Below are 21,507 nucleotides of genomic sequence, written 5' to 3'. Positions count from 1 at the left end.
ATGGGAAAGGAGGGCTTCAAATCGCGGTGGCGGCCAGGCCGCCATCGACCGGCAGGTTGACGCCGTTGATCCAGCGCGCCGCGTCCGACGCCAGGAACACGATGGCCTCGGCCACCTCGTCGGCGTAGGCGGGGCGTTTCATCTTGGCGCCGTCGGCGGCGACCCGGTCCGGGCCCAGCATGGTCACGAAGTCGCCCAGGATCGGGGTGAACACCGGGCCGGGCGCGACGCTGTTGACCCGCACGTCGTGTTGGGCGAACCAGTCCTGCGAGCGCAGCGCGCTCCACACGATCAGCGCCTCCTTGAAGTACTGGTAGCAGGTGGCCTGCTCCACCGGATGCTGGGCCAGCCACTGCGCACCGGCGGCATAGTCCGCGGTCTGCGCCAGTTCGCGATGCAGTTGCAGACGCTGCGGCCACTCCGCGCCCAGGATCGAGGCGACGTTGACCACGCTGCCACCGGGCACGATGCGCGGCAGCAGCGCCTGGGTCAGGTGACGCAGCCCCAGGTAGTTGATCCTGGCCACCAGGTCCACCGGTGCGGTACCAGGCACGCCTGCGATATTGGCCAGCGCATCGATGCGCTCGGGCAGTTGCGCGACCAGCGCGTCAATCGCCGTCGGGTCTCCCAGATCTGCCTGGTGAAAGCCGTCCAGGGTCATGCTGGCTGGATTGCGATCCACGCCGATCACGCGCGCGCCCCGGAAGCGAGCCAGCCTGGCCACCTCACCGCCGATGCCCGAAGACACCCCGGTGACGATGAGCGTTTTGTTGTGCAGATTCATGGGCGTGACCTCGGTTCAGAACACATGGATGTATTGGAGGTTGAGACTGTTGCCGGCCGCGGCGTTTTCCACGTCGACCGGCAGGTACAGGTTGGTATTGAGGATGTTGCGTTGGTCGATCTGCCAGGACGTTCCTGGCCCCAGGTAGAACTTGCGTTGCTTGCTGTCGGCCACGCGCACGCCGTTGGTCCGGTTGTCACGCAGCTGCTGCAGGTAATAGCCGTTGATCCCCAGGCGCAACGTGGGTGCGACCTGATAAGAGGTTGCGAAATTGAGCCATGCCGCATCGCCGGCCTTGCCGTTGCGAAACACAAAGCCGGGGATGGGCGGTGGATTGGAGGCCTTGTCGGCGCGGAAGTTGTAGACGTAGTTCAGGCGCCCGCTGATCTCCCACTCGGGGGTCGGCAGGAAGGTGAAGGCCCAGTTGGGGATCACCGACCAATAGCCCGAACTCTGATTCAGATCCAGGTCGCGGTCGAACTTTCCGACCGGCGCGACCGCATCCAATTCAAAGCGTTGAATGAACACCGGCCTCCCCTCGCGCATCACCGGCAACATCTGCAGGTAAGGGCCAAAGGTGACATCGCCCATGCCGAAGCCGTTGTCGCGCAGCCGCACCGGGCTGTTTGCCGCAAACGACGCGTCCAGGTTCACCAATGGCACCAGAGCGGTGAAGCCCAGCACCCCGCCCAGCGGACGGTAGCTGGTGGCGTAGGCCACCTGGGTGAGCAATAGGGTCGAGTCGATACGCGGGCGCCGGAAGGCAGGGACGTCGTCACCGTTGGCGTCCTTGATCTCATCCAGGTGGCTGATGGTCAGGTAGGGAACCACCGCCCAGCCCGGTGTGGTCCGGGTGAATCCATCGAGGAAGCTGGTGCCGCCTGTGTTCAGCCCATTGGGCAGCTGTACGGTCTGGGGCACTTGCTGCGCTGCTGCGGGTGTTGCCAATAGGCAGCTCAGCACGGCGAGCCCAAGGCGCCGCACAGCGATGGGAGCGCAAACGTCGTTCACGATGAGATCTCCTGAGTGACAGGGGAGGGTGGGGCGTGGGGAGGAATCGAGGCGCGCACGCCGACGGCCACCGCGCAGGGCGAAGATGGCGTGAGGGTGTAGGGCCGGGACGCCATGGCATCGCCATGGGCCGGGGGAAGGCGGATTAGCTCGGGTCGATCTCGACGCGCGACAGCAGATCCAGAGCGCGCAGCAGCGATCCGGACTGGGACTTGCTCAGTGCGTTGGTCAATGCGGCTTCCATCCGCTGGACGCGGCCTTCTGCCTGTTCCAGCAGCGTCTTGCCCGTGGCGGTCAGATGCAGGTGTTGCATGCGACGGTCCTGACGCCCGCGCACCTGGCGCAGCAGCCGACGCTTGACCAGCCGTGCGATCACGATGGCCAGGTTGGGCGGTGAGACATCCAGCGCCTCGCACAGCAGCCGCTGGTTGGTGCCGGGATTGGCGTCGACCAGCACCAGTACGGAAAAATCCACCGGCTTGAGGTCGAACGACTGCACGCACTCGACGAAGATCCGCCGAATACGCAACTCGGCCCGGGTCATCCTGAAGCCGAGCAGGCAGGTCAGCCTGCTCAGGTCGAGCGGATCGAGCGACTCGCTGGGATCGGCGGGGGGCGGGCTGCTCAAGTGCGCACGACCAAGCGTGGGAAAGGGTGGATGACACAGCATAACCCTTTCGCCCGCAGGCTCCGCCCAGGGAGCGGGATGTGGCGCACACGCGATTGCTGTTGATTCCAGGCATTGGATCGTTCCGCTTGCGCATCGTGGTGTTGGGGCCGATTGGAGCGTTGGACCAGGGCCGCAGCGGTCATCCCGCGTGCGTCAACTCGCGTCGCCCATGCGGCCAATCGCTCAACGAAATAAAAGTTATGACTAATAACTATTATGGGCAAGCTGCAGTGCAGCATGCTGAGTCACGCCTCGACAGGCGGCGCCGTCACGGAGGTGCGGTACGCACGCGCCAGGTATGCGGGGCGGCCGAGGTCGGTGCCGCGGCGCGTGTTGCTTGGGCCTGGCGACATGGATCAGGGGCGCGGCCATCACCGTGGCGGGCGATGAGCCCGTGACTCTGCATCCCGCCATCCAGTCCGACGGTCTTGCGCGGAAGAGTTGCGGGGCAGGGTGCCCGGCGTCCGGTCTCGATCCAGCTGCCTGTAGATCGGTCCGGGCGCGAGCGCAGCGGCGCGTTCGGGCTGTTGCACGCCCGTGGCGTCGCCGGCCATTCGGCGGATCAATCCGAGACTAGGCTTCCAGTGCGATGCGCGCCGGTCGCCGGTCGCGCGCACGGTGCCGCACAGGCGATGCAACGCAGGTTGGCATCGGCCACCGTCGTGCGCACGACGGCCTTGACCCGCAGCATGTCCGACTTAGCCTGAAGCACGCGAGCAGGACGGATCATGCGGCCGAGGGCGCGGACACGCATCGAGGTTATCGAACACAAATCCGCAAAAGCCATTGACCCCGCACGGCACGAAGCTGGTGGCGATGCATCGGCGATGCGAGGAGGAGAGGCGACTTGCGCGGTGCAGGGTGACAGTGGGGCGTAGCGGCCTTGGCCCTGGCGCCTCCCCGGGAAACGACGGGCAGTTCCTGTGGTCGCTCGAGCGCCCGGATGGCGGCGCGTCACACAGCGCGGATGGGGCATGGCCGCGCCGCGCGGGCACGGCCATGCACGCGGTTACGGCGTCTTCTTGGTGGCCTTGTCCAGCGTGGTCAGGATGCCGCGCAGCGTGCCGACCTCGACCTGTCCGGGCGCCGACGCGGTGCCGAGCATGCCGAAGGTCATCGCCTGGCCAAAGGTTTCACCGGCCAGGCGGGAGACCACGCCGGTCGGACCCATCGACATGGTCAGCAGCGGGCGGTCGCTGCTCTGGCGCATCTGCCAGGTGGCATCGAGCAGCTTGAGCACATCGCCCGGGTTCTGCGGCATCACTGCGATCTTCAGCACATCGGCGCCCAGCGCCTGCTGCTTGCGCAGACGGGCGACGATCTCGGCGGTGTCCGGCGTGGCGTGAAAATCGTGGTTGGACATGACGATGTAGGCGCCGGCCTGGTGCGCGGCAGCCACGATCGACTTGACCACCGCCTGGTCGCGGAACATCTCCACGTCATACAGGTCGGCGGCATGGGCCTTGATGAGTGCTGCGTAGAGCTTGCCGTAGTCGGCATCACTGATCGCGGTGGCGCCGCCCTCGGCCTTGGTGCGGAAGGTCAGGATCACCGGCTTGCCCTCCGCCGCGCTGGCGACCTGCGGGGCCAGCTTGACCAGCGCCTTGGCGTCGGTGGCGATGTCCAGGTAGTCGATGCGCCACTCGACCACGTCGGTGTCGGCGTTGGCGCCGATCCGCTCGGCCTGGGCGATCGCCTCGGCCGCGGTCTTGGCCGTGATCGGCACGATGGTCTTGGGCGCGCCCTGTCCAATCACCACGCCCTTGACGGCGATGGTACGGACGGGAACGGCAGCGGCGGAGGCGTCGGTCATGTCGGTAGCGGCGGCGGCGGTGCTGACGCCGGCCGTCATCGAGATGGCCAGCAGCACGCGGGCGGCTAGGGTAGTACGGGCAAGCAACATATGAGTCCCTCCCAGGTGGATTTCGTGGCGCGACCAGGCGCGCGAAAGCGTTAGAACGTGATCTTGGCCTGCAGGCCGACCGCCAGGGCGTTATCGGTCTGGGTATAGGCGAAGGTGCCGGGGTTGGTGATGTACTGCACATCCGGGCGCAGCATCAGCCAGGGGTTGACCTGGAAGCTGTAGGACAGCTCCACCAGCTCTTCGGCGCCGGTCAGCCCATACAGGGGCGAGTCGGCAGGCACGCCGGCGTTGGCCAGCGTGGCGCGCCGGGCATCGATCAGGCGGTGGTTGATGTCCGCTCCGACATAGCCCAGCGCGATGCGGTCCTTCTCGCGGTGCCCGATGCCCTGCCACACGCCACCGATCGCGTACCACCGGCTGATCTGCGCGGTGTCCTTGTCCGAGGCCATGTACTCGGCGAAGGCGGTCAGGCCGATCTCGGGATTGGCGCCCGGGGTATAGGCCTTCTGTTCGGCCAGCACGTAGGCGCCATCACGGCCGGTGACCGCGCCGGTGTCCAGGCCCTTCCTGGAAACGCGCGAGGAGTCGTAGTAGCCGCCGAACTTGTAGACGCCCGGCAGGCGCGTGCCGGCGAAGGGCTTCCAGGTCACTTCCACGGGGAACAGCGAGCCGGTGGTCCCGGACACGCCAGGGCGGAAGGCGTTGTGCACATTGTCGCCGGACAGGTTGGGATTGACCTGGAACCAGCCCGCGCGCACGTTGACCGAACGGGTGAGCTGCTCGGCGAACTCGCCGCCCCAGCGTGCGGTGGGGTAGTTGTACCAGCCGCTGTTGCCGCTCATGGACAGCGGGTGCGCGCAGAACGCGGCGTTGACGAAGCTGGTGCCCGCGCTGAGGCCGCCGAACTGGTTGCCCATCGCGTAGAAGCCCAGCTTGAAATAGGACCGGCCGTCGTTGAACTTCTGGTCGTAGCTGAATTCACTCAGGCGTGTGTACTGGCCGCCGTAGGCTTCCTGGATCGGGAAGCGGTTGCCCACCAGGTCGGCAGAAGTGCTGTTGCCACGGCGGTCGTTGAGGGTGAAGCGCAGGGTGCCGCCGTTCCAGCCGGCCAGCTTGCCCATGTCCAGGTCCACGCCCACGCGCACCTGCTGCGCATAGCGCGCGCCGGTGTCCAGGCCGCCGTCGACCACGCCCATGGCTTCGCCGGTGTAGTCCCCGCGCAGGGTGACGCCCTTGTCCACCAGCGCGGCGCGCTCGCCGTTCCAGCCGCCGAAGAGGTTGTCGGTGTCGTAGGCATCGGCGGCGGCGGCCGGGTGGGGCAGCGCGCACAGCAGCGCGACGGCGAGTGGCGCCAGGGCCAGGGAAGGACGTGCAGACACGGTGGGGCGGTACGACATGGAAACAGGAACCTTGATGTGAGGGAGGTGGGACGCGGGCAGGCTTCGATCCGATGCCAGCCCTGCGATGTCAGCGACCCACGGCGCGCGGCGCGGACAACGGCGAGGTGGCCCCTTCCAGCGAGGTCACGGTGGCCGTCACGCCGTTCAAGCCGGCCGCGTCGGAAAGGGTGAGGCGGAAATGGCCTTGCCCCTGGGCGTCGGTGGCGACCGACGCGCTGCCCAGGTAGTGCGCGGCTTCGTCGTCGGTGGCCTTGGCATTGCCGAAGACCTCGATGCGATGCACGGTGTTGGACGCGCCCAGGAAATGACCCGTTACGCTCAGGTCCTGTCCATCGCGTCGTGCGCTGTCGATGACGGGCGCGACGATACCCCCGTTGGGCGCGGGCTGGCAGTTCTCGTTGACGCGATCACTGCAGATCCTGGCCAGCTTGTCGGGATCGCTGTGGACGCCGCCGCCGCGCGAGCCGACGAAACTGGCATGCTCCAGGCCCGGCACGCCGAACACGATCGCGCCACGCCGCTGGCCCGGGACACAGGCGCCACCGGCCTGGCAACGCATGATCTTCAGCCCGTTGCCGGTGATGCTGTTGGCGCTGATGCGGTTGGGCAGCGAGGTGGGTTGCGGGCGCACGGCCACGCCGATGCCGTTGCCGGTGATGGTGTTGTCATCGACCACGTTGTCGCGCCCGGTCAGGCTCACTCCGATGGAGTTGCCGGTGAAGGTGTTGGCCGCGATGGTGTTGCGGTTGCCCCAGTTGATCTGCAGGCCGTCGGAGTAGTTCTCGAAGCGGTTGCGGATGACGGTGTTGTCGTTGCCCCATAGGATCTCGATGCCCTGCGAGGGTTCGGGATTGGCATCGGTGGAGCGGAACACGTTGTCGGCCACCAGGTTCCAGGCCGCGCCCCGGGTCAGCTCCAGGCCGTCGCCGTTGTCCAGGAACTCGTTGCGCACGATGCGGTTGTGGATCGTGGTGGTGGCGGTCGACTGTCCGCTGCCGTCGTCGCCGGTCAGCATCACGCCCGCGCCGCCCTTGTTGGCGACGATGCGGTTGTCGTGGATCTCGCTGCCCGAGGCGCGGTTGACCAGCACGCCGATGCAGAAGTTGCGAATCTCCAGTCCGGCCAGTTCCACCCCTTGCGTATCGCGCAGGATTAGGCCGGGCAGGGTGGTGGTGCGCACGTTGGTGCCGTACTGGCCTTCGACCGCGCCCGGGCAGGCCTTGGTGCCTTCGCCGGTGACGTAGGCCGCGCCATCGATGGCCACGTACTGCCCGGCCTGCTGCCAGGGCAGCCCGACGATGGCGACCGGGCCGTTGATCGCCGGCAGCGGTTTGGCCGGCTTGATCACGTATGGCGCGGTGCCGACCGCGGCGATCTCGATCCGGTAGGTGCCCGGGGCCTGGTTGGCGGTGGTGATGGCCCAGCGCAGCGAGCCGGGTGCGTCGTCGTCCGCGTAGCGGTCCACCGTGAGCACCTGGCGCGGCGCCGGTGTCGGCTCGGCCTGGTGGGCGGCCGCCACGGGCAGCCAGGCCAGCAGGGCCACCGGCAACAGACCGGCGAATGAAACGGATCGACGCATACAGCACTCCAACAGACAGGAAAGGCGCCAGGCCCGCGCTTGGGTCCGACACGCCGCGGCGCACGCACAGTGCGGCGCCGATGACGGCCGTCCGGAGGCGGCCTGAACATGGGCGTACACGCTAGGTGGCGAAGCTGTCAGTCAGCAAGTTCGAATATCGCTTATATGGGCGATATTCGAACGTAATGGCTACGACCTTGGTCCAATACCTGGCGCCGTCGAAGGTCGCGCGCAGGCCGCCGGGCGCCGATTGCCGTCGGCGCAAAGCCAAAGAATCACGCGTCTTCCGCCGATATGGGCCGCGCCAGCGCGCGGCGTGGTTCCCTACAGTTCGATAGTTCGTGTATTGTCGCAGCATGGACGAAGATCGAGCTGTCGCCGCCTTATCCGCCCTGGCCCATGCCCAGCGCCTGCGCGTGTTCCGGGCCCTGGTGGTGGCCGGACCGGATGGACTGGTCCCCAGCGTGCTGGCTTCGCGGCTGGAGGTGGCTCGGAACACGCTGTCCTTCCATCTCAAGGAACTAGCCCATGCAGGGCTGGTCGACATCGAGCCGCAGGGCCGCAACCTGATTTACCGCGCCCGCTATGACCGCATGACCGGCCTGCTCGACTACCTGACCGAGCACTGCTGCCAGGGCGGAACCTGCGAGGCATCCGCCGCAGCCGCTCACCAGGTGTGCGAGGGATGAGCCCAATGCCGCACCCGCTTGCGAACCGCGGCTTGTCGACATCCTCCGCCCTGACACGAAGCCCGGCGATCGCCGCACGCGTGGTCGCGCGGATGTGCGGCCACGCCGAACACCCAAGCCCCCTTTCCCTTCGCTGTTTCCCCCGCTGAGGCGCCCATGAGTCCCATCACGATCTATCACAACCCCGACTGCGGCACCTCGCGCAACGTGCTCGGCCTGATCCGCAACAGCGGCGTGGAACCGACCATCATTGAGTACCTCAAGACCCCGCCGGACCGTGCCACCTTGACCGCGCTGATCGCCGCCATGGACGTCCCCGTGCGCGCGCTGCTGCGCGAGAACGGCACGCCCTACGCCGCGCTTGGCCTGGACGATCCGGCACTCGGCGATGACATACTCATCGACGCGATGCTGGCCCACCCGATCCTGATCAACCGGCCTATCGTGGTCACCCCGTTGGGCACGCGCCTGTGCCGGCCTTCCGAGCAAGTCCTCGATCTGCTGCCACAGCCGCAGCGCGGCGCGTTCAACAAGGAAGACGGCGCGCCGGTGGTGGATGAGGGAGGCGAGCGTGTCTGAGTCGCTGGAGGCGTTGCCCAACCTGGATGCGGCGTCGTTTGCCCGGCCCGATCCGTCGCGCCTGTTCTCGGTCGAACGCGCGGCCCACCCGCCACGCTTTCTGCTGCTCTACGGTTCGCTGCGCGCGCGCTCGTTCAGCCGCTTCGCCGCAGAGGAATCGGCACGCCTGCTGCGCGCGCTGGGCGGGGAGACGCGCCTGTTCGACCCCACCGGCCTGCCGCTGGTCGACGAAGCCAACGAGGACCACCCCAAGGTGCAGGAACTGCGCGCGCTGGCCACCTGGGCCGAGGGCATGGTGTGGAGTTCGCCCGAGCGCCACGGTGCCATGACCGGGGTGATGAAGACCCAGATCGACTGGATTCCCCTGTCGTTGGGCGCGGTGCGCCCGACCCAGGGCAAGACCCTGGCGGTGATGCAGGTCTCCGGTGGCTCGCAGTCGTTCAACGCGGTCAACCAGATGCGCGTGCTGGGACGCTGGATGCGGATGCTGACCATCCCCAACCAGTCCTCGGTGGCCAAGGCCTGGCAGGAGTTCGACGAGGCCGGGCGGATGAAGCCCTCGCCCTACTACGCGCGCATCGTGGATGTCATGGAGGAGCTGATGAAATTCACCCTGCTCACCCGTGACGTCGCCGACTACCTGGTGGATCGCTACAGCGAGCGCCACGAGGCGGCCGAGCGCCTGTCCACGCGCGTGGCGCAGGACGCCATTTAGGCGCCGGTGGCGGTCGGCGCGTGGTTTGGGAATACTCCCCGCAGCCGACCGGCCCTGGAGGCACGATGGCGCAGCGGATCACCCTGATCGAACCCGGCCCGCAGGCCCTGGCGCTGCTGGAACGCGTCGGCCTGCCCACCGATGACCTGCACGATCCCGTGCCGCGCGCGATGCACGCGCTGTGGGACGGCGAACAGTTGCTGGGCGTGGTCGCGGTCGAACTGCACGCCGCTTGCGGCCTGCTGCGCTCGTTGGCCGTGGCCCCGGAGCAGCGCCTGGCCGGCGTGGGCAGCGCGCTGGTCGCCCATGCCGAGCAGGATGCGGCCCGTGCCGGCGTGCGCGATCTCTACCTGCTCACCACCAGCGCCGAGGCCTTGTTCGTCAGGCTGGGCTACACGCGCATCGCACGCGAACACGCGCCACCGCAGATCGCCGCCACGCGCCAGTTCAACGGCCTGTGCCCGGACAGCGCGGTGTTCATGCACAAGGCACTGGGCTGAAAGCGACAACCACGGCTCAGCATGCCTCGCTGAGTTGTTTTGCTGCCAGAGACGGCGAACCAGACCGTGGGCGCGGCCAGCGACGGTCCTGTCCTTGGTTTGCCAGCTTTTCAAGCACGCATGGTGACCGAGGGGAGTCGGGACCAGTGCGCATTCGCGCTTCGATCCACGCCTCAGGCGTTGAACGGACCCTCGCCCAGCCTGGTGCGCGTGCTGTCCACGCCGGTTCCGCATTCGCGATGGCAGGCGCGTCTCAGTCCAATGTCTGACCCGGGAAGCCCGCATACGCTTCGGCGATGGTGGCGCGGCCGGCGCGGCTGGCCAGCAGGGTGTCCAGTTCGGCGCCGTGCACGCGGGTGGTGAACGCATCCAGTCCCGGCAAGGTGTGCAGCATGGAGGTCATCCACCAGGAGAACCGCTGCGCGCGCCAGACCCGGCGCAGGGCCAACTCCGAATAGCGCGCCAGCGCTTGAGGTTCGCCACCGGCGTAGGCCTTGTCGAACAGGCTGGCCAGCAGGCCCACGTCGGCCATCGCCAGGTTCAGGCCCTTGGCGCCGGTGGGCGGCACGATATGGGCGGCGTCGCCGGCCAGGAACAGCCGACCGTGCTGCATCGGCTCGACCACGAAACTGCGCAGCGGCGCGATGCTCTTCTCCAGGGAAGGGCCGGTCTGCAGGCGTTCGGCCAGGTCCGGCGACAGGCGCGCGCGCAGCTCGTTCCAGAAGCGCGCGTCGGACCAGTCGTCCACGCGTTCTTCCGTGGGTACCTGCACGTAGTACCGCGACCGGCTCGCCGAGCGCATGCTGCACAGGGCAAAGCCGCGCGCGTGGCGTGCATAGACCAGTTCGTCATTGACCGGTGGTGTGTCGACCAGGATGCCGAGCCATCCGAACGGATAGACGCGCTCGTAGGTCCGCAGCACGCCTTCGGGAATCGTCCGCCGGCTGACGCCGTGGAACCCGTCGCAGCCCACCACGTAGTCGCAATCCAGCCGGGTGACCACGCCGTCCACGGTGAAGTCCAGCCAAGGGCGGTCTCCGTCGACACCGCCGATGGCGACATCATCGACCTCGTACAGGGTTTGCCCGCCCTGCGCGGCGCGTGCGTCCATCAGGTCGCGCGTCACTTCGGTCTGGCCATAGATGGTCACCGGCACGCCGCCGGCATCCAGGTCGATGTGCTCGCGGCGTCCGTCCAGCAGGAGTTCGAAGCCATGGTGGACGATGCCTTCGGCATGCAGCCGTTGCGAGGCACCGACGCTGTCCAACAGATCCACGGTGCCTTGTTCCAGCACGCCGGCGCGGATGCGCGAGAGCACATAGTCCGCGCTGCGCCGCTCGACGATGACGTTGTCGATACCCGCGCGCTGCAGCAACTGGCCCAGCAGCAGGCCGGCCGGGCCCGCCCCGACGATGGCGATTGTGGTCCTCATGCGCCCTCCCGACACTTCAGATGTGATGGCGGCCAGTGTCGATTGCCAAACGCCCGTGTCCAAGGGACGATGCTGGCCAGTCCTTGGACTTTTCGCAGATGCCAAACCACGCCGCCGATTCAGTCCACGCCAATGCGGTGCCTGCCTTCGGCCTCTACGGCGAGACCTGGTCCAGCCAGGTGCTGGATCGGATGCATTGGGAATCCATCCCGGCGCGCAGCCGCCTGCACGGTTGGCATATCCGCCCGCATCGACACAGCGACCTGCTGCAGCTGATGTATGTGCAGCGCGGTCCGGCCCACCTGGAGATCGACGATGCGACGCAGCGGGTGGACGCGCCGACCTTGGTGTTGCTGCCGCCATTGAGCGTGCATGGCTTCCGTTTCCACCGGCGCGTGCAGGGGCATGTGCTGACCCTGTCGGCCCAGGTGATCGCCGAGTTCTGCAATCAGTGGCCGGCGCTGGGACGTGGACTCGCGCAGCCGGCATGCCTGGACGCCGACGCGGACACCGGCATGCTCGACCACCTGTTCGACACAGTGGCCGGCGAATACCAGGGGCGTCGGCCCGCGCGCGCGGAGATGCTGCAGGCCCTGGTGGCCCAACTGCTGGTGTGGACGGCACGCGCCTGCCAGAGCCGGTTAGATGCCCCGATGCAGGACACGACGCCGCACGCACGGGGCGCGCGGCATCTGCAGGCCTATCTGTCACTGGTGGATGCGCACTTCCGCGAGCACTGGCCGCTGCAACGCTATGCGCAGCAGGTAGGGGTGAGCAGCGGCCACCTCAACGCACTGTGTCGGCGCCTGGCCAGCGCGACCGCGCTGCAGCTGCAGCAGCGGCGCTTGCTGCTGGAGGCCCAGCGGAGCCTGACCTATACCACCCTGGACGTGCAGCAGGTCGCGGCAATGCTTGGATTTTCCGATGCTGCGTACTTCAGCCGCTGGTTCAGCCGCAGCGCCGGCTGCGCACCCAGTGCGTTCAGGAGCCGGGGCCGCCGCCAGGGCGTGGGCTAGCGGGGTGCGGCCAGGCGGATCGACAGCACCGCCACCATCGCCAGCACCAGCGGCAAGGCCAGCAGGTAATACAGATTGGCCGGCTGCCAGCCGGCATCGACCATCACGCCCACAGTCATCGGCGAGAGGATGGCGCCGATCCGGCCGATGCCGATCGCCCAGCCCAGGCCCGTGGTCCGCACCGTCGGGTCGAAGACCGCCGGCGCCATGCCATACAGGCCCGCCATGGAGCCGAACAGCGCCATGCCGATCACGAAGGCGGTCGGAAAGGCCAGCTGCAGGTGGGTCCCGGCCATGGCGAAGACCGCCATCGACACCCCCGCCAGCAGGAAGCTGCCCGCGGTCAATCGGGTCAGCAGATAACGCGAGGCCAGCCAGCCGAAGATGCTGCCGCCCAGCATGCCGCCCAGGTTGAGCAGGACCCCGCCGGTGATGCCCTGTTCGGCCGACATGCCGCCCTGCACCAGCAGCTTGGGCGTCCAGCTCAGCACGAAGTAGAACGTGAACATGTGCAGGAAGAAACTGGCCGCGATCAGCAGCGAGGTCCTGCGCAGCTGTGGCGTGAACAGCGCTCCGTAGCCCGTGCGTGGCGCTACTTCGGGCGGGGGCGGGAGAACTTCCAGCCGCGGCTGGCGCATCCGCTGCAGCAGCCCATTGAGTCGCTCCAGCGCGCCGGCCGGACGACGGCTCATCAGGAAGTCCAACGACTCGGGCAGCAGCAACAACACCAGGGGGATGCACAGCAGCGAGGCCAGCGCGCCGAACAGGAACACCGCATGCCAGGAGAAGTGCTGCAGGATCAGCGTGGCGATCAGGCCGCCGATGGTCGCGCCGACCGGATAGCCGGTGGCCTGCAGCGCCACGGCCGTGCTGCGGTAGCGGGCGCTGGCGTATTCGGCGGTGATCACGCCCGAGCAGGCCAGCATGCCGCCGATGCCCAGCCCGGTGAACACGCGCAGCAGTCCCAGCTGCCATGCATTGTGGGCCAGGGCCGAACTGGCCATGCCCAGCGTCAGGATGACCAGGCACCACAGGATCATGGTGCGCCGCCCGAAGCGGTCGGCCAACGGTGCCAGCAGCAGTGAGCCAGCCGCCATGCCCACCAGCCCGGCGCTGAGCATCAGGCCCAGCTCGCTGCCGGACAGCGACCAATCGCTGGACACGTGCGGGGCGGTGAAGGCCATGACCATCACGTCAAAGCCATCCAGCATGTTGAGGACGATGCAGACCCCGATCGCCACCCACTGGAATGGGCTCATGCGATCAAGCGCGAGGTTGCTGGAAGCGGCGGTGGGTGCGGTCATTGCTGAATCCTGATTCGTTGGGCGCTACGACGGTTGAGGCGGCGGTCAGCCGACCGGAATGCGCTGGCGGTCGCGGACCGAGGCGACGCGAACCGGATGCAGGCCCACCGCGCCCTGGCCGGACAGGGCGAGCGCCCACGGCAGCGGATCCACACTCCCGGCGTCGCTCATGCGCGTGGACGGCTCGATTCCGATGAGCGCCCAGAAATCGCGAGTCATCCGCTCCGGCCTGGTGGAGCCGTCACGCTTCACCGGCAGATGCGGGTCGGTGACGGCCTGCTGCGCGCCAGCCAGGGCTGGCAGGCCCAGGCAGGACAGCGCGGCGACACAAAGGCCGGTCAGGCATAGCGCCTGGATGTTCTTGGGCATGACGTCTCCCTCCTGCAAAACAGGAGCGCTTCTTGTGGCGTGATGTACGTGTCGTCCTTGCGGTCTGACCGGTGCCTGCCGATCCTGCTGCAGCAGGGCTCACACGCTAGGTTTATCGCCCTACGTGGTTCAAGTTCGAATATCGAATGGGAGGGCGATATTCGGACATCTGGCATGAGACTTTTGTCTAGCATCGCCGCTTAGCCATCGGGGGCAATGGCGCGTTCGGCCGCGATGGTGACTGGCGAAGGGGGATGCGAACCGCACTGGATCGTCTTCCCCCTCACGCAGGTCTGGCCGATCCACGCTTGGTCGGGTGGCGCCGCGTCTGCGCGACCGCCCGCGGCTAGACTGGGCAGGCCGGCGTCTGGCGCCCGCCAGCAGTCCGATCAGTCCGTGCGGGTCTTGCTGGCGTCGGCGTCGCCGTGGAGCACTTCCAGGGGGCGCTGTCCCGCGCGTGCCTTGGTGAAGATTTCGGCGTAGCGCAGGGTCGCGTTGGCGTGTTCGCGCATGAGGGCTTCGGCACGTGCCGACTGGCCGGTGCGCATGGCATCGACGATGGCGTGATGCTGCAGGTGCGCGAAGTTGAAGCGGGTCCACTCCCCGGCGAGGTTGTTGTTGTCGAACGCCAATGCGCTACTGGAGGCGAAAGGCAGGTGGTCGTTGCGCGACAGCGCGGTGGCGACGGCCGCGTTGCCGCTGGCCTCGACGATCACCTGGTGAAAGGTCATGTTGAGCTCGTGGTAGACCTGCATGTCGTCGGCCACGATGTGGCCCTTGGCGAAGAGCGCATCGCCGCGTTCCAGGCATTGCTCCAGGACCGCCAGTGACGCGGCCGGCAAGCCGCGCTCGGTCGCCTGGCGCGCGGCCAGCCCCTCCAGCACGCCGCGCACCTCCACGGCATTGGCCAGGTCCTGCGCTTCCACGCTCGGCACCATGTAGCCGCGCGCACCGCATCGCACCAGCAGGCCTTCCTGTTCGAGCGTGCGGAACGCAAGCCGCACCGGCGTGCGGGAGACGCCCAGGGACTGGGCAGTCTGGATTTCGGCCAGGCGCACCCCGGCGGGCAACGCACCGGACGCGATCATGTTGCGCAGGGAAATCAGGACGCGCTGCCCGGGCTTGGATTCCATGGTGACGGGGATGCTTCGTGCGGATCTGGAGGGGAGTCGCATCTTAAGCACAGCGCTTCGCTGGGGGTGTTTTGGATCCAAAATATCCAAATTCCTTAGACCAAAGGATGATTACCCGCGATATTGGATCCAATAAAGTGCGGCGCAGTGATCGAACCAGTAGAGGACGCCGTCGATGTTTCCCAAGAACGCGTGGTACGTGGCCTGCATGCCCGACGAACTGGCCGACAAGCCACTCGGTCGCCGGATCTGCGGGGAAAAGATCGTCTTTTTCCGGGGCGCCGATGCTGCGGTGCAGGCGGTCGAGGATTTCTGCCCGCACCGTGGCGCGCCGCTGTCGCTGGGTTTCATACAGGACGGCCACCTGGTCTGCGGCTACCACGGACTGGTGATGGGCGGGGATGGCAAGCCGGTCTCCATGCCGGGCCAGCGCGTCCAGGGGTTCCCCTGCAACAAGGCCTATCCGGTGATCGAACGCTACGGGTTCGTGTGGGTGTGGCCGGGGGAGGCGGCCCTGGCCGATCCGGCCAAGCTGCATCACCTGGAATGGGCAGAGCGTGCCGACTGGGCCTATGGCGGCGGCATGTACCACATCAGGTCCGACTACCGCCTGATGGTGGACAACCTCATGGACCTGACCCACGAGACCTATGTCCACGCCAGCAGCATCGGCCAGAAGGAGATCGACGAGGCGCCGGTCAAGACGCGCATGGAGGGCGAGCAGGTCGTGACCAGCCGCTTCATGGACAACATCGCCGCGCCGCCGTTCTGGCGGATGGCGTTACGTGGCAATGGACTGGCGGACGATGTGCCGGTGGATCGCTGGCAGATCTGCCGCTTCACCCCGCCCAGCCACGTCCTGATCGAAGTGGGCGTCGCCCATGCGGGCCACGGCGGCTACGACGCACCGGCCGAAAAGAAGGTCAGCAGCATCGTGGTGGACTTCATCACGCCGGAGACCGAGACCTCGCACTGGTACTTCTGGGGCATGGCCCGCAACTTCCGGCCCGACGACGCCGAACTCACCGCCAGCATCCGCGAGGGCCAGGGCAAGATCTTCGCCGAGGACCTGGAGATGCTGGAACGCCAGCAGCAGAATTTGCTGGAACACCCCGAACGCGCGCTGCTCAAGCTCAATATCGATGCGGGGGGGGTGCAGTCGCGCCGCATCATCGACCGCCTGCTGGCGGCCGAGCGCGCCGTCGGCGCCGAGGCCGCGGCATGATCGAGGTGCAGGTGGTCGCCGTGCGCGAGGAGGGCGAACACCTGCGCAGCTTCGAGTTGCGGCGCACGGACGGTGGCGCATTGCCCACTTTCGAGGCCGGTGCGCACATCGACGTGCAGCTGCCGGGCAAGCTGACCCGCCAGTACTCGCTCTGCAACGCGCCACACGAGACCCATCGCTACCTGATCTGCGTGCTGCGCGAATCCGCATCGCGCGGCGGCTCGGAGGCCATGCATGCCCTGGCCGAGGGCGGCGTGCTGACCATCAGCGCGCCGCGCAACCTGTTTGCCCTGCACCCAGCGCCTGCCTACAGCCTGTTGTTCGCCGGCGGCATCGGCATCACGCCACTGATCGCCATGGCCGAGCACCTTGCACGCAACGGTCGTTCCTTCGAGCTGCACTACAGTGCGCGCGGGCCCGGCCGGGCCGCCTTCCTGGAACGTCTGCGCGCGGCGCCCTGGGGCGATCGGGTCCACCTGCATTTCGACGATGGTCCCGCGCATCTGCGCCTGGACGTGGCCCAGGCCCTGGCCGCCGCGCCGGACGGAGCCCATCTGTATGTCTGTGGCCCGGCCGGCTTCATCGACCACGTGTTCCAGGCGGCCGAGGCGTCCGGCTGGGACCCGGCGCGTCTGCACCGCGAATACTTCAGCGCCGCGCCGTCACCGGTGGACGCCGGGGAGCAATCCTTTGAGGTCCAGGTCGCCAGTTCTGGAGAGGTCCATACCATCCCGCCGGGGCGCAGCATCGCCCAGGTGCTGGACGAGGCGGGTGTGTTCGTCCCGGTGTCCTGCGAGCAGGGCATCTGCGGGACCTGCGTGACGGCCGTCCTGGAGGGAACGCCGGACCACCGCGATCAGTTCCTGTCGGCGGACGAGCACGCGCGCAACGACCAGATAACGCTGTGCTGCTCGCGCGCCCGCAGCGCACGCCTGGTGCTGGACCTGTAGCGCCGCCGCGCGGCCGTCGCGGCGCGCCCGCAACGCGGGGCGCCGCAATGCCTGGGAGCGTCCTTACTTGCCGCGCGCGCGGGCGAAGGCGGCGGCGAGCGCGTTGTCGGCCGGCGGGGCGCTGGGCTTGGGCGGACGGGCACCACCGCCACCGGGACGGCTGCCACGATCGCCGCGTGGACCGTTGCCGCGCCCGCCCGCATTGCGCTCGTCGCGCGCGGACGGCGCGCCGGGCACGTCATCCAGGCGGCGGGTCAGGGCGATGCGCTTGCGCGCCACGTCGACCTCCAGGACCTTCACCTTGACGATGTCGCCTGCCTTGACCACCTCGCGCGGATCCTTGACGTAGGTGTCCGACAGCGCGGAGATGTGGACCAGGCCATCTTGGTGCACGCCGATGTCGACGAACGCACCGAAGGCGGCCACGTTGCTCACCACGCCTTCCAGGATCATCCCTTCGCGCAGGTCCTTGATGTCCTCCACGCCCTCGGCGAAGCGGGCGGCCTTGAACTCAGGACGCGGGTCGCGGCCGGGCTTTTCCAGTTCCTTGAGGATGTCGCGCACGGTGGGCACGCCGAATTTTTCGTCGGTCAGGCGCTCGGCCTTGAGCCCGCGCAGGAAGGCGGTATCGCCGATGATCTGCTTGACGCCCTTGCCGTTGGCTTCCTTGAGGATGCGCTCGACCACCGGATAGGCCTCCGGATGCACCGAGGACGCATCCAGCGGCTCCTCGCCATCGCTGATGCGCAGGAAGCCCGCGCATTGCTCGAAGGTCTTCTCGCCCAGGCGCGGCACCTTCAGCAGCGCCTTGCGCGTGGGGTAGGGGCCATGTTGGTCGCGATAGACCACGATGTTTTCGGCGACCGTCGATGACAGGCCGGACACGCGCGTGAGCAGCGCGGCCGAGGCGGTATTCACATCCACGCCCACGGCATTCACGCAGTCCTCGACCTTGGCATCCAGCGCCCGCGCGAGACGGAACTGGTCCACGTCGTGCTGGTACTGGCCCACGCCGATCGCCTTCGGCTCGATCTTCACCAGTTCGGCCAGCGGATCCTGCAGGCGGCGCGCGATGGAGACCGCGCCGCGGATGGAGACGTCCAGGTTCGGGAATTCCTTGGCCGCCGTTTCCGAGGCCGAGTACACCGACGCCCCGGCCTCGCTGACCACGATCTTCTGCAAGGCCGGATTGTTGCAGGCCTTGATGACCTCACCGGCCAGCTTGTCGGTCTCGCGACTGGCGGTGCCGTTGCCGATGGCGATCAGCGCCACGTTGTGCTGCTCGCACAGGCGCTTGAGCGTGTGCAGCGACTGGTCCCACTGGCGCTTGGGTTCGTGCGGGTAGATGGTGTCGGTGGCCACCAGCTTGCCGGTGGCATCGACCACGGCGATCTTGCAGCCGGTGCGGATGCCCGGGTCCAGGCCGAGCACGGTCTTGGGGCCGGCCGGCGCGGCCAGCAGCAGGTCCTTGAGGTTGTCGCCGAACACCTCGATGGCCTCGCCCTCGGCCTTCTCGCGCGCCTGGTTGAACAGGTCCAGCATCAGGTGCAGGTGCAGTTTGGCGCGCCAGGTCAGGCGGCAGGCCTGCGACAGCCAGGCGTCGGAGGGGCGACCCTGCGGGCGGATGCCGGCGGCCAGGGCGATGCGCCCTTCTGCGTAGGCATTGCCGGCATCGACGTCGCTGCCCGGGTCGAGTTCGAGCTGGATAAATTCCTCGCGGCGCGCGCGGAACAGCGCCAGCAGCCGATGCGAGGGAATCTTGGCCAGCGCCTCGCTGTGGTCGAAGTAGTCGCGGTACTTGGCGCCGGCTTCTTCCTTGCCTTCCACCACCTTGGCGCGGATCACGCCGTTGGCGTCCAGCCAGCTGCGCAGCTCACCCAGCAGCGCGGCGTCCTCGCCCCAGCGTTCCATCAGGATCGCGCGCGCGCCCTCCAGCGCCGCCTTGGCATCGGCCACGCCCTTGTCGGCATCGACAAAGCCGGTGGCGAATTCCTCCGGCACGCGGGTCGGATCTTCCAGCAGGCCATCGGCCAGCGGTTCCAGCCCGGCTTCACGCGCGATCTGCGCGCGGGTGCGGCGCTTGGGCTTGTAGGGCAGGTAGAGATCTTCCAGGCGCGACTTGCTGTCGGCGGCCAGGATGTCGCCGCGCAGTTCGTCGGTGAGCTTGCCCTGCTCCTCGATGCTGGACAGGATCGCGGCGCGACGGTCTTCCAGTTCGCGCAGGTAGACCAGGCGCGTTTCCAGGTTGCGCAGCTGGGTATCGTCCAGGCCGCCGGTGACTTCCTTGCGGTAGCGCGCGATGAACGGCACCGTGGCGCCTTCATCCAGCAGGGCGATGGCGGCCAGCGCCTGCGCGGCCTGGGCGCCGATCTCATCGGCGATGGTCTGGGCGATCTGGCGCGCAAGCGCCGCGGAGAGTTCTGCCATGCGTTGGGTTCAATCGGGACTACAGGGCCGGCGATTGTGGCGTCCTGCGTGCGCCAGTCCAAGCCGTTGACTTTCACTGCGCGAGGGCAGACGGCGGTTTGACGCCATGCCTGGCCGCTGCTAGAAGATCGAGCGCCCAAGGGCGTCGGCCGCCGCGGGCATCACCACCGACAGGACGTCGCCATGACACCCGATACGGAACAGCTGGCAGAACAGCACGCGCGCCAATTCGCTGGTCCGCAGGACCGGATGCTGCGGCAGGCGGGTCGCGCGCTGGAGGCCGCCGTCCAGCATCTGCCCGAAGCCGAGCAGATCGCCTTCGCCGACCGCTACGTGGCTCGGCTCGCGCAACTGACCTTGTCGTTGCCCGCTCACCCGGGAGACGCCACCAGGCCTGGACCGCCTGCAGCGCCAGGCCTGCTGGGTCACGCGGATCCGCGGACCCGGCGATCGGGCCTCGGACTGTGGTTGTCCGTGCTGCTGGTCGCGCTTGCGTTGATCCTGGTGTTGCTGATGAACGTCGTGGGCTCGCGGTAGGCGTTTGCACGCGCGCCAGGTTTTGATCGGCTCAGGGATGGCGCCGATTGGGCAGAAAGGCCGCCACGATCCCCAGCAGCGGCAGGAACGAAATGACTTGGTACACCCGGAAGATGCTGGTGTGGTCGGCCAGCACGCCCAGCACCGCCGCGCCCAGGCCGCCCATGCCGAAGGCGAATCCGAAGAACAGGCCGGACACCGTGCCGATGCGGTGGGGCATCAGCTCCTGCGCGTAGACCAGGATGGCCGAGAACGCCGAGGACAGCACGAAGCCGATGATCATCGTCAGCACCGTGGTCCAGCCCAGGTTGGCGTAGGGCAGCGCCAGCGCGAACGGCGCCACGCCCAGGATTGAGGTCCAGATCACCGGCTTGCGGCCGATGCGGTCGCCGACCGGCCCACCGATCAGCGTGCCCGCTGCCGAGGCCAGCAGGAAGCTGAACAGATGCAGCTGCGCGCTGGGCACCGAGACGTGGAATTTCTGGATCAGGTAGAAGGTGTAGTAACTGCTCAGGCCCGCGATGTAGAAGTACTTGCTGAAGATCAGCACCAGCAGCACGGCCACCACCCAGGCCACGGTGCGCGTCGGCAGCGCGGGGGCCTCGCTGTGCGCGACGGTCTTCCGGGAGCCGGCATGCAGGGCCAGATGCTGCCGATACCAGCGGCTGACATAGCTGAGCAGCCCGATGCCGATCAGCGCCGCGCCGGCGAACCACGCCACGCTGCTGCGGCCGTTGGGCACGATCACCGCCGCGGCGATCAGCGGGCCGATCGCGGTGCCGGTGTTGCCGCCGACCTGGAACACCGACTGCGACAGCCCGTGGCGCCCGCCCGAGGCGAGCCGCGCGATGCGCGATGATTCGGGATGGAACACCGCCGAGCCGATGCCGACCAGCATCGCCGCGCACAACACCATCGCGAAGTTGGGCGCGTAGGCCAGCAGCAACAGCCCGCACAGGGTCGAGCCCATGCCCATCGGCAGCGAGTACGGCGCCGGCTTGCGGTCGGTGCGCAGGCCGATCAGCGGCTGGAACAGCGAAGCGGTCAGCTGGTAGGTCAGCGTGATCAGCCCGACCTGGGCGAAGCTGAGCTGGAACTGGCCCTTGAGGATGGGATACAGCGCCAGGATCAGCGACTGCATCATGTCGTTGACCAGGTGCGAGCTGGTGATCGCGGCGAGCACGCCCACGGCCACCGGAGGGCGTGACGGGGTGGACGCGGCGGGCAGGGGCGAGGCGGTGGACGACATGGCGGGTGGCGCGTTCGGGCGAGGTCGGTGCGCATGCTAGAGTCGCCCACAAAGCCCTTCCCGCGCGATCTGGT

General features: G+C 67.8%; 20 protein-coding genes. 7 read left to right on the top strand and 13 right to left on the bottom strand.

Features of this window, described 5'->3' with window-relative positions:
- Positions 1-16: 16 nt before the first annotated feature.
- The 6 genes from PJ250_RS06250 to PJ250_RS06225 all read right to left on the bottom strand — a co-directional run bounded on the left by PJ250_RS06250 (position 17) and on the right by PJ250_RS06225 (position 7,308).
- Positions 17-784 (bottom strand): coniferyl-alcohol dehydrogenase, encoded by a 768-nt coding sequence (locus PJ250_RS06250; RefSeq protein WP_271647715.1) that lies wholly within the window; start codon positions 782-784, stop codon positions 17-19.
- A gap of 15 nt (positions 785-799) precedes the next feature.
- The gene (locus PJ250_RS06245; RefSeq protein WP_271648552.1) at positions 800-1,774 is read right to left on the bottom strand and encodes a SphA family protein; all 975 of its coding nucleotides are present in this window, start codon (positions 1,772-1,774) and stop codon (positions 800-802) included.
- Between the two features lie 166 nt (positions 1,775-1,940).
- Positions 1,941-2,339: a MarR family winged helix-turn-helix transcriptional regulator gene (locus PJ250_RS06240; protein ID WP_271648551.1), complete on the bottom strand. Its 399-nt coding sequence runs from the start codon at positions 2,337-2,339 to the stop codon at positions 1,941-1,943.
- Between the two features lie 1,135 nt (positions 2,340-3,474).
- A complete protein-coding gene (aroD, locus tag PJ250_RS06235; protein WP_271647713.1) occupies positions 3,475-4,368 on the bottom strand; it encodes a type I 3-dehydroquinate dehydratase in 894 nt (297 codons plus the stop codon).
- Positions 4,369-4,418: 50 nt separating this feature from the next.
- Positions 4,419-5,726 (bottom strand): carbohydrate porin, encoded by a 1,308-nt coding sequence (locus PJ250_RS06230; RefSeq protein ID WP_271647712.1) that lies wholly within the window; start codon positions 5,724-5,726, stop codon positions 4,419-4,421.
- A 70-nt stretch (positions 5,727-5,796) separates the two neighbouring features.
- The gene (locus tag PJ250_RS06225; protein ID WP_271647710.1) at positions 5,797-7,308 is read right to left on the bottom strand and encodes a right-handed parallel beta-helix repeat-containing protein; all 1,512 of its coding nucleotides are present in this window, start codon (positions 7,306-7,308) and stop codon (positions 5,797-5,799) included.
- A 356-nt stretch (positions 7,309-7,664) separates the two neighbouring features.
- Between PJ250_RS06225 and PJ250_RS06220 the strand changes: the two genes are divergently transcribed.
- The 4 genes from PJ250_RS06220 to arsN2 all read left to right on the top strand — a co-directional run bounded on the left by PJ250_RS06220 (position 7,665) and on the right by arsN2 (position 9,791).
- Positions 7,665-7,997, top strand: coding sequence for an ArsR/SmtB family transcription factor (locus PJ250_RS06220; RefSeq protein WP_271647709.1), 333 nt, complete (start codon positions 7,665-7,667; stop codon positions 7,995-7,997).
- A gap of 156 nt (positions 7,998-8,153) precedes the next feature.
- Positions 8,154-8,576 carry an arsenate reductase (glutaredoxin) gene (gene arsC, locus PJ250_RS06215; RefSeq protein ID WP_271647708.1) on the top strand — a complete coding sequence of 141 codons (423 nt, stop codon included), beginning with the start codon at positions 8,154-8,156 and terminating at the stop codon, positions 8,574-8,576.
- Positions 8,569-9,291 carry an arsenical resistance protein ArsH gene (gene arsH, locus PJ250_RS06210; RefSeq protein WP_271647707.1) on the top strand — a complete coding sequence of 241 codons (723 nt, stop codon included), beginning with the start codon at positions 8,569-8,571 and terminating at the stop codon, positions 9,289-9,291. Before arsC ends, arsH begins: the two co-directional genes overlap by 8 nt.
- A 65-nt stretch (positions 9,292-9,356) precedes the next feature.
- A complete protein-coding gene (arsN2, locus tag PJ250_RS06205) occupies positions 9,357-9,791 on the top strand; it encodes an arsenic resistance N-acetyltransferase ArsN2 (protein ID WP_271647706.1) in 435 nt (144 codons plus the stop codon).
- A gap of 253 nt (positions 9,792-10,044) precedes the next feature.
- On the opposite strand, the gene pobA is transcribed toward arsN2, so the two are convergent.
- The gene (gene pobA / locus PJ250_RS06200; RefSeq protein ID WP_271647705.1) at positions 10,045-11,223 is read right to left on the bottom strand and encodes a 4-hydroxybenzoate 3-monooxygenase; all 1,179 of its coding nucleotides are present in this window, start codon (positions 11,221-11,223) and stop codon (positions 10,045-10,047) included.
- Positions 11,224-11,321: 98 nt separating this feature from the next.
- Between pobA and PJ250_RS06195 the strand changes: the two genes are divergently transcribed.
- A complete protein-coding gene (locus PJ250_RS06195) occupies positions 11,322-12,239 on the top strand; it encodes a helix-turn-helix domain-containing protein (protein WP_271647704.1) in 918 nt (305 codons plus the stop codon).
- Here the strand turns inward: PJ250_RS06195 and PJ250_RS06190 are convergent.
- The 3 genes from PJ250_RS06190 to PJ250_RS06180 all read right to left on the bottom strand — a co-directional run bounded on the left by PJ250_RS06190 (position 12,236) and on the right by PJ250_RS06180 (position 15,045).
- The gene (locus tag PJ250_RS06190; protein WP_271647702.1) at positions 12,236-13,543 is read right to left on the bottom strand and encodes an MFS transporter; all 1,308 of its coding nucleotides are present in this window, start codon (positions 13,541-13,543) and stop codon (positions 12,236-12,238) included. The two genes, PJ250_RS06195 and PJ250_RS06190, sit on opposite strands and share 4 nt — an antisense overlap.
- Positions 13,544-13,588: 45 nt before the next feature.
- Positions 13,589-13,912, bottom strand: coding sequence for a hypothetical protein (locus PJ250_RS06185; RefSeq protein WP_271647700.1), 324 nt, complete (start codon positions 13,910-13,912; stop codon positions 13,589-13,591).
- 389 nt (positions 13,913-14,301) lie between these two features.
- Complete coding sequence (locus PJ250_RS06180; protein ID WP_271647697.1) at positions 14,302-15,045, bottom strand: GntR family transcriptional regulator; 744 nt, start codon at positions 15,043-15,045, stop codon at positions 14,302-14,304.
- Between the two features lie 175 nt (positions 15,046-15,220).
- On the opposite strand from PJ250_RS06180, the gene PJ250_RS06175 reads away from it, so the two are divergent.
- Together PJ250_RS06175 and PJ250_RS06170 are read left to right on the top strand one after the other, a co-directional pair.
- Entirely contained in the window at positions 15,221-16,270 is a 1,050-nt protein-coding gene (locus PJ250_RS06175; RefSeq protein ID WP_271647695.1) for a Rieske 2Fe-2S domain-containing protein, read from the top strand.
- Entirely contained in the window at positions 16,267-17,220 is a 954-nt protein-coding gene (locus PJ250_RS06170; protein WP_271647694.1) for a PDR/VanB family oxidoreductase, read from the top strand. Before PJ250_RS06175 ends, PJ250_RS06170 begins: the two co-directional genes overlap by 4 nt.
- Before the next feature lie 63 nt (positions 17,221-17,283).
- On the opposite strand, the gene PJ250_RS06165 is transcribed toward PJ250_RS06170, so the two are convergent.
- From PJ250_RS06165 to PJ250_RS06155, 3 genes are all read right to left on the bottom strand, one after another.
- The gene (locus PJ250_RS06165; RefSeq protein WP_271647693.1) at positions 17,284-19,647 is read right to left on the bottom strand and encodes a Tex family protein; all 2,364 of its coding nucleotides are present in this window, start codon (positions 19,645-19,647) and stop codon (positions 17,284-17,286) included.
- Between the two features lie 120 nt (positions 19,648-19,767).
- The gene (locus PJ250_RS06160; RefSeq protein ID WP_271647692.1) at positions 19,768-19,998 is read right to left on the bottom strand and encodes a hypothetical protein; all 231 of its coding nucleotides are present in this window, start codon (positions 19,996-19,998) and stop codon (positions 19,768-19,770) included.
- A gap of 217 nt (positions 19,999-20,215) precedes the next feature.
- On the bottom strand, positions 20,216-21,433 hold the full coding sequence (locus tag PJ250_RS06155; RefSeq protein WP_271647690.1) for an MFS transporter: 1,218 nt from the start codon (positions 21,431-21,433) through the stop codon (positions 20,216-20,218).
- Positions 21,434-21,507 lie beyond the last annotated feature (74 nt).

Origin of the sequence: Pseudoxanthomonas sp. JBR18 (genome assembly GCF_028198165.1) — a bacterium.
In the GTDB taxonomy this organism is placed as follows: Bacteria; Pseudomonadota; Gammaproteobacteria; order Xanthomonadales; family Xanthomonadaceae; genus Pseudoxanthomonas_A.
The sequence above is the reverse complement of the archived record's forward strand: the minus strand, read 5'-3'. Positions and strand labels throughout refer to the sequence as shown.